Here is a 12,694-nt window from a genome sequence, read left to right as displayed (position 1 = left end):
TTATTAATAACAAAAAATAAAGCAAAATCAAATTTCAAGCCCCAGCTCAGTGTTATTTTTGGGTCCGCGCAAAAAAAGATGGCTGCAAAACACAACCATCTATAAAACTTTATCATCATAAAATAGCTATCAAGCTTTTTGGAAAATGCTATTCAGCTAACATTTCGCGAGCACCAATTTCACGATAGTTCATATCACCGACACCGAGAATTTTAAAGCCCTCATTACTCGAGTATTCAATCTTAGTCACACTTCCATTATCCAAGCCCTGCACAGTTGGTGCTGACTCATCAATCAATTTAACTAATGTTGAAATTGTCATTCCGTGCGAGACAACAATCGCATTGCCGCCACCATTTTTCTCTAAAAAATGACCGATGTCTTCAAAGCCAGTCCAAATTCGATTACGAATTGTCTCCCAGCTTTCTGCCCAGTTTGCAGTATCAACCGCTTGGATGCTTTCAGCTAATTTCTCAAAAGAAACCTTAGCTAAATCGCCATTTACATTAATAAATGCTGGCGTGCGGGGCAAAACACCGCCAAATAGCTCGCCATCATATGCGCCGTCCATTGAACCAAAGCACCATTCGCGAATTCGTTTATCACGCACATAAGGAATATGCGGTAGCCCTAATTCTTCAAGAATAATTTCCATTGTTTGCAATGTCCGACCAGAATCAGACGAAAAGGCTGCCTTAAAGTCTATATCCAGCTTTTTGAGACCTCGCCCAAGCTCATGAATCCCTTGCTCACCAACTGCAGTCAGGGGGGTATCAGACCAGCCCTGCGCTCGTCCAATCGTATTAAACATTGTTTTACCGTGTCTTGCAACATATAGTATCGATTTTGCCATAAGTCACTTCCTCACTTTATATAAATGTATCAATAAGCACAGTAAACCAACACAGTTACTAAACTATGCTGGTTTCTCCATTAATTATAAACGTGCATTCAATTCTTTAGATAATTCTTCAAAGCCTGGTTTTCCAAGTAAAGCAAACATATTTTTCTTGTAAGCTTCAACACCCGGTTGATCAAACGGATTAACGCCATTAATGTAACCAGATAGACCAATTGCGATTTCAAAGAAATAAATTAAATTACCTAAAGTAAATTCATCCTGATTTGGAATGGTAATCATTGAATTTGGTACACCACCATCTGTGTGAGCTAATAATACACCTTGGAATGCCTTAGTATTCACATAATCTACATCTTTACCCTGTAAATAGCCCAAGCCGTCTAAATCCTCTTCTAAGAATGGAATATTAATATTCTGACGAGGTGTATCCACTTTAATGACCGTCTCAAAAATATTACGACTACCCTCTTGGATAAATTGACCTAATGAATGTAAATCAGTTGAAAAGTTAGCAGATGAAGGATAAATACCCTTTTGGTCCTTACCTTCAGACTCACCAGCTAATTGTTTCCACCATTCAGAAAAATATTGCAAGCTTGGTTCGTAATTAACCAATATTTCAGTTGCTTTACCCTTACGGTATAAAATATTTCTTAAGACAGCATATTGATAGGCTTCATTTTCCTTTAAATCAGCAGATGAATATGCTTCACGAGCTGCCGCTGCTCCTGACATCAGAGCATCAATATCGGCACCACTTGCAGCGATTGGTAATAAACCAACTGGTGTTAAAACGGTAAAACGTCCACCAACCGCATCTGGTACAACAAAGGTTTCCCAGCCCTCAGCATCCGCTTCAACCTTTACAGCCCCCTTAGCCTTGTCAGTTGTCGCATAAATACGTTGATTTGCTTCAGCCTTCCCGTATTTTTTAACTAATAATTCTTTAAAGACTCTAAAAGCGATTGCAGGCTCAGTTGTTGTACCTGATTTTGAAATCACGTTCACTGAAAAATCCTTGTCTGAAACATAATCAACTAATTGCGCTAAATAGCTCGAAGAAATCGAGTTACCTGCATATAAAATTTGAGGTGCCTTGCGCTCATCCTTAGACTGCAAATTAACAAATGAATTGTTCAAGAAATCAATTGCAGCACGCGCACCTAAATAAGAGCCGCCAATACCGATAACAATCAAGACATCAGAATCAGATTGAATTTTAGCACCAGCTTTTTTAATACGTGCAAATTCTTCCTTATCATAATCAACGGGTAAATCGATCCATCCACGAAAATCGGCGCCAGGACCTGTGCCTTCACGTAATTGCTTATCTAATGCAGTGACAGTCGCTTGCATATAATCAATTTCATGCTCAGCAACAAAAGGTAAAACCGGTGTGTAGTCAAATTTAATATGTGACATTCAAAAGCTCCTTAAATTTTTTATTTAATTTAATGTTCTTCTTAAATTCTAAGGCTTATTTCTAAAATTTGCAACCGTTTTAAAAGGAATTAATAGTTGAGTTTCCAATATCTAAACTAAATTAATATTTACACGACTATACCACTTCTGAAAAAAAGATAACAATTGTCACCAAACACTTGAAACGCCATAATTTTATGGTAAACTAATTCTTTATAAAAGGTTAACTAATTATTTTAAAAAAGTTAACAAACAAGGAGACGAACATTGAACTATTTAAAATTAGCTGAAAAAATTTGTCAGAATAGCATAGAAATTAATCGAGCACAATGTCTAGCTATTCTAGAATCAAAGGATAATTGGATTGAAATATTTAGTGCTGCGACCTATCTTCGTCAATACTTTAAACAAAATCGCATGAAGCTAAATAGCCTACTCAACGCCAAAAGCGGCATTTGTAAGGAAGATTGTGGCTACTGCGCGCAATCGAGCAGCAATTCTGCTGAAACAGAGATTTACGGTCTGCTTGCTGAGGATGTAATTTTCAAAAAGGCTTTGATTGCCGCTAAAAATGGTGCCTCAACCTTTTGTATTGCAACCAGTGGTACCAGACCAAATAAAAATGAATTGCAGCATTTAGGTAATGTCGTAAGGAAAATTAAAAGTCAGCTCAAGCTAGAAACGTGCCTTTCCCTAGGTACTGTGACACCTGAGCAAATTACTTACTTAAAGGCCTGCGGTGTTGACCGATTAAATCACAATTTAAATACAGCGGCGACCAATTACCAAAACATCACAACAACTCACAGCTATCAGGAGCGCAAGCAGACACTTGAATCCCTAAAAAAACAGGGGGTCAATAGCTGCTCTGGATTCATTTGTGGCCTCGGTGAAACAAATGAAGAATTGGTTGATTTAGCGTTCGACTTAAAGCAGCTACTACCCTTTTCAGTACCAATTAACTTTTTAATCCCAATTCAAGGCACGAAGCTAGCTAATCAGTGGGAGCTTGAGCCATTAAAATGTCTAAAAATATTGATGATGATGCGTTTTATTTTTCCAAATACTGAGCTACGCGCTAGTGCTGGTCGGGAAGATCAGCTAAGAGAACTTCAACCCTTAGCCTTTTTAATTGTTGACTCAATTTTTCTAGGTAATTACTTGACTGCTGAGGGTGCCCCGGCAGATCAGGATTTCAAATTACTAGATATGCTAAATTTAGATTGGCAAAGGAGTTAGCTCACAAAAAAGACTTTTAAAAGTTTTAGTCTTTTAAAAGTCTTTTCAGGCTTAAATATCGTTTTGTTAGCAAAATCATTGCTTAATTATCTAATGTTTTTTGATGAAGCTTAATTTTTTTAATCGCCCATTGATAATGGCTTGAGGTCGCTGAAATAAAATAACTACCAAGATTACTAGCTCCAGTCCAAGTAAAATGCTGCTTCTCAAACAGCTCAATATCCGAAAATTGCTCAAGCGCTGACATTACTTGGAGATGACTTTGCTTCAATAAATTTTTAGCTGCTGCTAGTTTGGTCGCTTGATGTGCCTCTTTAAATTCAACATTTAATTTGGGATAGGTACGCCAATTATATGGCTGTGGTAAAAATGGCTGCGCATTCCCCTCTTGATTCGCATCGAGCCATTTCAAAAGTAATTGATGCCATTCATAAAGGTGAATCAGCACATCCTTTAAATTTTCATCCCTTAACCAATGCGTCTCTTTGCCAATTTGACTGCCAAAGTTAAAATCCCTCTCTTGCTGCTGCTCTGTTATTGAATCAATCAGCTGCCACATTTTAGTAAATGAGGCTTCTGCAGCCTCTATTAATTCGTTTTTTGTTTTAGGTCTTGCCATTCAATTACCCCACTTTCATTATAGCGAAAAGAATTGAGTCATCACACCCTGGAAAATGCCTAATAAGACAATCAAAATAAGCACGATTGAATGACGACGCTTATGCATCATCATTATGCCAACAAATTCTCTTAGGATGGCATTTGGTAAGTAATAAAAAGCTGTTTTACTCCCCACACCATCTATTTTTAATCCAATTTGCTTTGCCAGTAATGCTGCTCTAAAAACATGAAAATTATTGGTTACAAAGCGAGCTGAATGATTACCAATTATTTTTTGACTAAAGAGCATATTTTCATATGTATTCGTCGATTGATCCTCCAAAGCAATTTGATGCGCTAAGACCCCCTGCGTCATTGCGTAATTTGCCATTGCCTGAGCCTCTGATAATGCCTCATCTGAACCCTTACCACCACTAAATAAAATAGTATTGTCAGCTGTTAAATATTCTAAGCCTTTATCAATTCTTGATTTTAAAAGAGGCGTTATTTCACGACCATTGAGAAGTCCAGCACCTAATACAATTACAAATGCTGTTGGTTTCTTCGAAGCAGTCATCAAATACAAAAACGAAACCATCAGGTAATTAATAAACGCAAAAAATAGATATAAAATTAAAAAGGGGCCAATCGATAAGATGCCATTCAATAATGGTGGTAATTCAATCCTGTCAATAATAATATTAAGGATATATAACAGGGTCATACCAATTGCCAATATTAAAGTTAACAAATTAGTCAATGAAAGTCCTTCACGTTTTCTTACTTGAAAAAAATTATAATAACAAAATATGACTAAGAATACTGGACCTAATGTCATCATAACTACAAAAATAACTAATAGAATTAAGAAAATAGCTGCGACAATAAAGTTAGGCTTACTTTCCCATAATAGTGCCAGAAAAACCGATAAGCTGATCAAAAATAGATTAAAAATAAAGCCATTAGCTAGACGCCTTTTTTCAGCATACCAACTAACTATAAAAACAAGCCAGAGGCTAAGTGGTAAAATAAAAAAATAAAGCTGATATTTAATTGCTAGTGCTAAAAAATAAAGCATGAATAATGCCGATATAGCTTGAAAAACAGGTATTTTAATCCATTTAAAGTAGTGTGCCATTAAATAAGCAATAAGCAATAGCACTAATACATAATCCATTTAGAGCTCCCATCTATCACAATCAGTCAACAGGATGATGCCAGATAAATTAATCATACCGTACTTAGCTTTAAAATTAAAGCTTGAAGTAATTGATAAATCCGCACATAACAAAAAGTAGTTGCTAAAATAATAACAACTACTTAAGTCTATAATTATCAAAATAAATGCTTATATTTGAATTGGCTGACCAGAGTATATTTCGATACCGCCTGAGACAGGTAGATTAACGCCATTACAGGAAGCTGAATGATCAGAAGCTAGGAAATAAATTGCTTGTGCAACTTCCTCAGGCGTACAAATACGCTTCAGTGGATTAGCTTCATTAAATTGATTAATTTTTTCCTGAGGATTGGCTAAAAACATTGGTGTTGCACAGGCAGAGGGACAGACATTATTCACTCGAATATTATACTGTCCGTAATCCAAGGCCATCGAACGACAAAGGTTAACGACTGCACCCTTAGCAGCATTATAGGCCGCCATATTATAATCGCCCTGTAGACCTGAGACAGAAGCAGTATTAACAATTGTACCTTGCTTTTGCGCAATCATATCTGGGATGAAATACTTGCTCGTCAATAAAATTGATTTAACGTCAACATTAAAAATTTTATCCCAATCCTCAATTGAAGTTTCATGCAAGGTACCAGGAACGAAGACGCCCGCATTATTGACAACTGAATCAATTCCACCCAATTCTTTTTTGGCATATTGATAAAGTGCAGCGACGTCCGCATCGCTCGTTAAATTACATTTTTTAAACCAAACCTGACCGCCATCACAAGCAAACTCTTTTTGTAGCTGGTTGCCTTGTGACTCATTGATGTCAACCATTAAGACAGACCATTTTTTCTTCAAAAATAGCTTAGTCGCACTTAAACCCATACCTGAACAAGCACCTGTAATTAAAACACGCTTCATTGAAATTCCTCCTTACATAATTGTATACATTTATAATTTTAGCATACTATAAGAAGAATAAAAGCGTTCACCTAAAAATATAAGCATAATTTAGGAATTATTAATTTAATATTGAGAAGCCTAGATTTTTAACATCTTGATTAAACATTTTAACTGTTTCTAATGACAGTTCCTTTAAATCCATCTGATACATTTTTAATTTGGCCAAAATTTCTGGTGGTACAGTAATGATATCAACGCCTAATTGATCTGCTTGAACAATATTGTATAACTCTCTTGTACTTGCCCATAATAATTTCGTCTTGCGCTTTGCTTTACAAAGCTCAACTGCTTCTGTCATCAAAGGCTCGGGATTAATACCTGTATCCGCGATTCGACCAGCAAAAACGGAAACAATATTTTCAGTTCCTGCTTTTAATGCATCAACTGTTGCGATAACTTGCTCTTTGGTCAAAATTGCAGTAATATTCAGCTTTAAATTTTTCTCAGATAATTTACGAATTAATGGAATGGCAGATTCTCCTAAGGTATTGGTAATAGGAATCTTGACAAAAACATTATCGCCAAGACTGGCCAATTTTAGAGCTTCCTTTTCCATTGTTTCAAAATCATCAGCAAAAACTTCAAAGCTAATCGGTAAGTCACCGACCTGACTTAATGCTTCATGAGCAAATTCAATATAATTGTCAATTCCCGCTTTTTTCATTAGGGTTGGGTTAGTTGTAAAGCCTGTAATATTACCCTGAGACTTCATCGCAACCATGTCCTCAATTACTGCACCATCTGAATATAACTCAATTTTAAAATTCTTATCCATTATTCTTCCTCCAGTTCAACATTGTTAATCGCTTGATTTGACGGTTTGATAAAATTCGGTAAGAAAAGTACAACTAAAATTGCCGCAAGGATGATATAAATACCAGTTTTTCCAAACGTACCGCCCACTTTTCCAAGTAAAATTCCAATCCAACCAAAGTCAAAATCACCAAATGTAGCATTTGAAAAGCCTAATTCACCTAGGACTGGTAGTAAAAGTGCTGGAAGAAATGCTAGGAATAAACCGTTTACAAATGCACCGATAATCGCACCTCTTCGTCCACCAGTCGCATTACCGTATATCCCTGCTGTTGCTCCACAGAAGAAATGTGGTACAAGACCAGGAATTATTAAGACACCGCCAGCAAAACCTAGAATAAACATCCCGATTAGGCCACCAACAAAGCTTGAAATAAAACCAATGATTACTGCAGTTTGCGCATAGGGGAAAAAGACGGCACAATCAACTGCAGGTACAGCATTTGGAATGACCTTATCTGCAATACCTTGAAAGGCTGGTAATAAATCTGCCAGAATCATCCGAACACCAGAATAAACAATAGTAACACCAACTGCAAATTTTAAACCACATAAAATGGCGAATAAATACGGTGATTTTCCGTCAGAAAGCGTTGATACAAACTCTGGCCCAGCTGCAATCGCTGAAACGAGATAAAATAGAATCATAGTTAAGGCAGTGGATATTGTTGTATTTCGTAAAAAACCGAATTTCTCAGGTACCTCAATATCTTCAGTTGATTTTGAGTTCTTACCTACAATAGAGCCAATCCACGAGGATAAATAATAACCAACCGAACCAAAATGACCCATGGCAATTTCATCGCCATCAGTCACCTTTAACGTATACCTTTGACCAATAGCAGGAGAAATCGCACTCCAAGCACCTAAAATAAAACCACCGATTAAAATTAGTGGTGTACCCTTAAAACCAACTGCACCCAAGACTGCAGATAATAAGCAGGCCATAAAGAATGAATGATGTCCAGTTAAAAATACATATTTATAACGAGTAAATCTAGCAACTAATAAGTTAATAATTAATCCAACAATCAAAATTGTCATTGTTTCGACGCCCAATACCTTTTGCGCCACCGAAGTAACTGCCTCATTATTTGGAACGACACCGGTAATATGAAAGCCCTTTTCAATCATTTTCGATAAGGGATCTAAGTTACCACTAATCACATCGGCACCTGCAGCAAGCATTAAGTAACCTAAAATCGGCCCCAGAGTACCTGTTAAAATCTTATGTCCTGGTGCCTTCATCGCAACCAAACCAACAAAGGCAACGAGTCCCATTAATACTGCTGGTTCACTGAGTAAATCTTTAATAAACTCTAAAAATGCCATAATAATCTCCTTTTCTTAGTCTCAAATCCTAACCATTCTGCTCAGCAATATCTTTTAGTTTCGCTAATACATCCTCCTCAATCTTCTTTTTATTAGCATAGCTACGTACAACTGCAACTGGTGCCTCTTTAGGAAATTGCTTTGCAAATTCATCAACTGTTACAAATAAATCTGGCGATTCTCCAAGAGCACCATTAAAATCACTTGGCCTTGCCTCTAGCTCAATACCATTAGCTTTGGCAATTTGTGAAATTTTCATAGCAAGTAAATTACTACTACCGATACCATTACCACATACCGTAATCACTTTAATCATTTAGATTTCCTCCAATCCTTCTTCTACATATTTTTGGGCTAATTTTACAAAATCGATAACATTGTTCGTTGCAATTAATGAGTCCACCTTGCTATCATCATCAAAAAGTAGTGAAACCTCCTGTAATAGACTCAAATGCCTTTGATTGTCATCAGTTGCCAAGCAAATAATAATATTGACCTTTTTATTAGAGTCAAAGCACACTGGCTGAGCTATTTTTAAAATACTAATACCGATTCCTAGTGCTCCATCCTCTGGTCGTGCGTGAGGCATTGCAACCTTCGGAACAATAACAATATAGCTACCCATTTCAGCTACAATCCGAATCATTGCATCAACATATCGTGCCTCAATTATCTCTGCTTCTAACAAAGGCTTAGCAACCTTTTCAATTGCCTGCTCCCAGCTATCAATGCTGGGCACAAAATGAATGAATTGCTCATTCAAAAAATTTTCACTAATTGACATTAATCCACCTCCATTCACCTTTTACTATAATCGAAGTAACAAGCAAATTAAATCTAATCAATTGCCAGCTAAACTGGCAAAAAGAAGCAAAAATATTTCAAGGCTTTCCATTAAATGTGGAAAACATTGAAACCGCTTTCTTAAAAACGTTAACAAATATAATGTATAATTAATAAAGAGAGATTAATTAAGAGATGAGGAAAAAAATGATTATTTTCAGTCAGAAAAGAATTGAGGACATATTTATTTATCTTTTTGAAAATGAAATTGTGCCTATTGGCGAACTCGCTAATTACTTTGCTGTCTCCGAAAGAACAATCCGCTCCAATATCAAAGAAATTTCTGATGAAATTAATAGATTCGGCTCGGAAATTAAAATAAAACGCAATAAAGGCTATTTTATTAAAAATAAAAATAACCTCAAAGAAATATATAGTATTTTCAAAGCAAATGATAATCAGCATAACCACTTTGATACCTATCAGGATAGAATTAAGCTATTATTAATTAAACTAACCTTCACCAATACCTATATTGATTTGGATACCCTCTGTCAAAGTATATTTATTGGCAGAACAACCTTAATTAATTATATGCGACAGGTTAAGCCAATGCTTAAATCCTACAGCTTATCAATCAAATCAAAAAGTAATCTTGGCTATCGGCTAATTGGCGAAGAATTTAACATCAGACAATTTATTTATGAACAATTAATTGATAAAAATTATGAGAGCTATATTTCAACTTTTTCAAGCCTAGAAAAAGAAGTCTTTGCTGGAATTGATTTAGAATTAATATCCCAAAAAATACTTGCAATATTTCCACCAAGTCTTTTCAAAATCACCGATTACAACCGAAAAAATTTCACGATACACACGGCGATTTTAATTAGTCGTCTGAAGCTGGGTAAAACAATTAATGATGCACCGGGTGCAACTTTCTTTGATAGTCAAATTGCCAACTCAATGAATCAATTAATAAATTGGCTAGAAAGCCAATTTGATTTAGTACTTTCAATAAATGAAACAAATTGGATTGAATCACATTTTTATATTGATTTTCAAAGTAAAAGTCATCATATTGATCAATCAAACAATATTGAAAGGCTGGTTAATTGTATTCTATTAAAACTTAAAACCGTTTTTGGGGAAGACTTTACAGAGGACCAAATACTCATTCAGGATTTAATTGAACATTTTTCTAATTATCTACCATTAAAAAATATTCTTAAATTTCAAAAAAATCCGTTGCTGACTTCAATCAAAAAAAATTATCCATATGCCTTTGAAATGTCTGTACTGTCTCTAGATAACAGCTTTTATCAAGAATATTATCATTTTAATGAAAATGATATTGGCTATGTTGCCTTACATATCGCAGCCGCCCTTGAACGTAAAGAGGACCAGCAGAAGCCCTTGAAAAAAGTAATACTGGTCTGTGGTCAAGGTTTATCAAGTAGTAGATTGGTTGAAGCAACAATCAAAAGAAGATTCCCAAATAAAATTGAAATCATTCAAGTCTTATCCTATGCCGAATACCAAACACAGCCACTTAAAGCGATTGATTTTATTATTACAACAATCCCCTTAAAAAATGAGCGCATTCCGACAATAGAATTTAATTATTTAGCAATGAACCATAGCATTGCAAAGCTCGAGACCGCAATTAATAACGATTCAATGCAACAAAGGCAATTAATTGAATTATTCTCTGAGAAACGATTTTACTATGCACAAGAAATAAATGAAGAACGTGATGTCTTCATCGAAAGAATAATTCACTATTTCTCAAAGCAAGTGAATTTACCTATTAATTTTGCTAAAGAGGTCGTGGCCCGCGAGAAGATTGTCCCGACAAATTTAAATGAATATATTGCAATTCCCCATGTTATTAGCAAAGCGATTCAAACTTCAAAAATATTAGTGACAATTTCGCACCAGCCTATAAAATGGCAGGGTGAAGAAACCATTCGGATTATTTTCTTGTTGGCTATTGCTGAAGCTGATCGTGATAATCTGCAAATATTTTTTGAGTGGCTATCAATGCTAATCGATAATCAAAATTTACAGCAAAAGATGCTTGATATTAAAACTTTTGACGAGTTTCAAAAATTCATCCAATAAAAAAAACTTTTAAAAGACTTCAATCTAAAAAGTCTTTTAAAAGTTTTTATTGTTTTACAATCCGGCTGTAAAATCATAAAGTGGAAATTGCTTGGTTAATGCCAGTATTTCTTGTTTAACCTCATCTAAAACAGCTTGGTCGTCTTTATTTTTTAGCACCTTAACAATTAATTGGGCAACCTCAGTCGCTTGCGCTTCTTTAAAACCACGAGAGGTAATCGCCGGTGTACCAATACGGATACCACTCGTTTTAAATGGTGACAAGGTTTCATATGGAATTGAATTTTTGTTCAAAGTAATATTCACTTCATCCAATAAGTTTTGCGCTTCTTTACCATTAATGCCTAAATCAGTAACCTGTACCAATAATAAATGATTTTCTGTACCGCCACTGACTAAACGTAGCCCCTCAGTTGCATTAAAGACCTCAGCCATTGCCTTAGCATTTTTAATAACCTGTGCCTGATAAGCTTTAAAGGCTGGGTCAAGTGCTTCTTTTAAGGCAACTGCCTTACCAGCAATAACGTGCTCTAAAGGACCACCCTGAATACCTGGGAAGATGTTGGAATTAATTTTTTTCGCCAATTCCTCATCATTAGTTAAAATCAAACCACCACGAGGACCACGCAAGGTTTTATGCGTCGTTGTCGTTGTAATGTCAGCGAATGGTACTGGAGAAGGATGTAAGCCAACCGCAACCAAGCCGGCAATGTGCGCCATATCAACTAATAATTTCGCACCAACCTCATCAGCAATTTCACGGAATTTTTCAAAATCAATAATTTTTGAATAAGCAGAGGCACCAGCTACAATCAGCTTAGGCTGATGTTCTTTGGCTAGGGCTAAGATTTCATCATAATTTAATTCTTCAGTGTCTTGATTCACATTATAGCTGACAAAATTATAAGTACGCCCAGAAAAGTTCACTGCAGCACCGTGCGTTAAATGACCGCCAGCTGATAAATCCATACCTAAAACCGTATCACCAAAATCAATTAATGATAAGTAAGCAGCGGCATTCGCTTGTGAGCCTGAATGTGGTTGCACATTGGCAAATTTAGCACCAAATAATTCTTTGGCACGTTCAATCGCCAGTGTTTCAACGATGTCTACGCATTCCGTTCCACCATAATAGCGTTTCCCTGGATAACCTTCTGCATATTTATTGGTTAGAAGTGTCCCTTGAGCCGCTAAGACGGCCTTGCTCACTACGTTTTCAGAGGCAATTAATTCAACATTATGCTCTTGACGAATTTCTTCCGCATGAATCGCTTCCCATAATTCTTTGTCATATGCCTCGTAATCTGTTTTATCAAAAATCATTCTTGAAACGCTCCTTTATATAAAATGTATTAATATCACTATATAGTTATTTA

Annotated in this window: 12 protein-coding genes; 2 read left to right on the top strand and 10 right to left on the bottom strand. The window is 35.8% G+C overall.

Annotated elements, in window-relative coordinates; genetic code table 11:
* Window positions 1-148: 148 nt before the first annotated feature.
* Window positions 149-853: a histidine phosphatase family protein gene (locus HOY35_RS04455; protein ID WP_172213931.1), complete on the bottom strand. Its 705-nt coding sequence runs from the start codon at window positions 851-853 to the stop codon at window positions 149-151.
* Window positions 854-937: 84 nt separating this feature from the next.
* Window positions 938-2,284: a glucose-6-phosphate isomerase gene (locus HOY35_RS04450; RefSeq protein WP_172213933.1), complete on the bottom strand. Its 1,347-nt coding sequence runs from the start codon at window positions 2,282-2,284 to the stop codon at window positions 938-940.
* A 267-nt stretch (window positions 2,285-2,551) separates the two neighbouring features.
* On the opposite strand from HOY35_RS04450, the gene bioB reads away from it, so the two are divergent.
* Window positions 2,552-3,523 carry a biotin synthase BioB gene (gene bioB / locus HOY35_RS04445; RefSeq protein WP_216656382.1) on the top strand — a complete coding sequence of 324 codons (972 nt, stop codon included), beginning with the start codon at window positions 2,552-2,554 and terminating at the stop codon, window positions 3,521-3,523.
* A gap of 82 nt (window positions 3,524-3,605) precedes the next feature.
* On the opposite strand, the gene HOY35_RS04440 is transcribed toward bioB, so the two are convergent.
* From HOY35_RS04440 to HOY35_RS04410, 7 genes are all read right to left on the bottom strand, one after another.
* Window positions 3,606-4,142 carry a ClbS/DfsB family four-helix bundle protein gene (locus HOY35_RS04440; protein WP_172213935.1) on the bottom strand — a complete coding sequence of 179 codons (537 nt, stop codon included), beginning with the start codon at window positions 4,140-4,142 and terminating at the stop codon, window positions 3,606-3,608.
* An 18-nt stretch (window positions 4,143-4,160) separates the two neighbouring features.
* The gene (locus HOY35_RS04435; RefSeq protein ID WP_172213937.1) at window positions 4,161-5,300 is read right to left on the bottom strand and encodes a YdcF family protein; all 1,140 of its coding nucleotides are present in this window, start codon (window positions 5,298-5,300) and stop codon (window positions 4,161-4,163) included.
* Window positions 5,301-5,471: 171 nt separating this feature from the next.
* Window positions 5,472-6,224, bottom strand: a complete 753-nt coding sequence (locus HOY35_RS04430; protein WP_172213939.1) for an SDR family NAD(P)-dependent oxidoreductase — start codon at window positions 6,222-6,224, stop codon at window positions 5,472-5,474.
* A 100-nt stretch (window positions 6,225-6,324) separates the two neighbouring features.
* Entirely contained in the window at window positions 6,325-7,041 is a 717-nt protein-coding gene (locus HOY35_RS04425) for a transaldolase (protein ID WP_172213941.1), read from the bottom strand.
* The gene (locus HOY35_RS04420) at window positions 7,041-8,414 is read right to left on the bottom strand and encodes a PTS ascorbate transporter subunit IIC (RefSeq protein ID WP_213173254.1); all 1,374 of its coding nucleotides are present in this window, start codon (window positions 8,412-8,414) and stop codon (window positions 7,041-7,043) included. The genes HOY35_RS04425 and HOY35_RS04420 overlap by 1 nt, the downstream gene beginning before the upstream one ends.
* 25 nt (window positions 8,415-8,439) lie before the next feature.
* Complete coding sequence (locus HOY35_RS04415) at window positions 8,440-8,727, bottom strand: PTS sugar transporter subunit IIB (protein ID WP_172213945.1); 288 nt, start codon at window positions 8,725-8,727, stop codon at window positions 8,440-8,442.
* On the bottom strand, window positions 8,728-9,195 hold the full coding sequence (locus HOY35_RS04410; RefSeq protein ID WP_172213947.1) for a PTS sugar transporter subunit IIA: 468 nt from the start codon (window positions 9,193-9,195) through the stop codon (window positions 8,728-8,730).
* A gap of 206 nt (window positions 9,196-9,401) precedes the next feature.
* Here HOY35_RS04410 and HOY35_RS04405 point away from each other — a divergent pair, with 206 nt between their 5' ends.
* Entirely contained in the window at window positions 9,402-11,318 is a 1,917-nt protein-coding gene (locus HOY35_RS04405; protein WP_172213949.1) for a transcription antiterminator, read from the top strand.
* Window positions 11,319-11,372: 54 nt separating this feature from the next.
* Here the strand turns inward: HOY35_RS04405 and glyA are convergent, their stop codons facing one another.
* A complete protein-coding gene (gene glyA / locus HOY35_RS04400; RefSeq protein WP_172213952.1) occupies window positions 11,373-12,641 on the bottom strand; it encodes a serine hydroxymethyltransferase in 1,269 nt (422 codons plus the stop codon).
* Window positions 12,642-12,694: the final 53 nt, after the last annotated feature.

The organism is Enterococcus sp. MMGLQ5-1, assembly GCF_013155265.1.
GTDB lineage: Bacteria > Bacillota > Bacilli > Lactobacillales > Streptococcaceae > MMGLQ5-1.
This window is presented reverse-complemented; position numbering and strand designations above follow the sequence as displayed.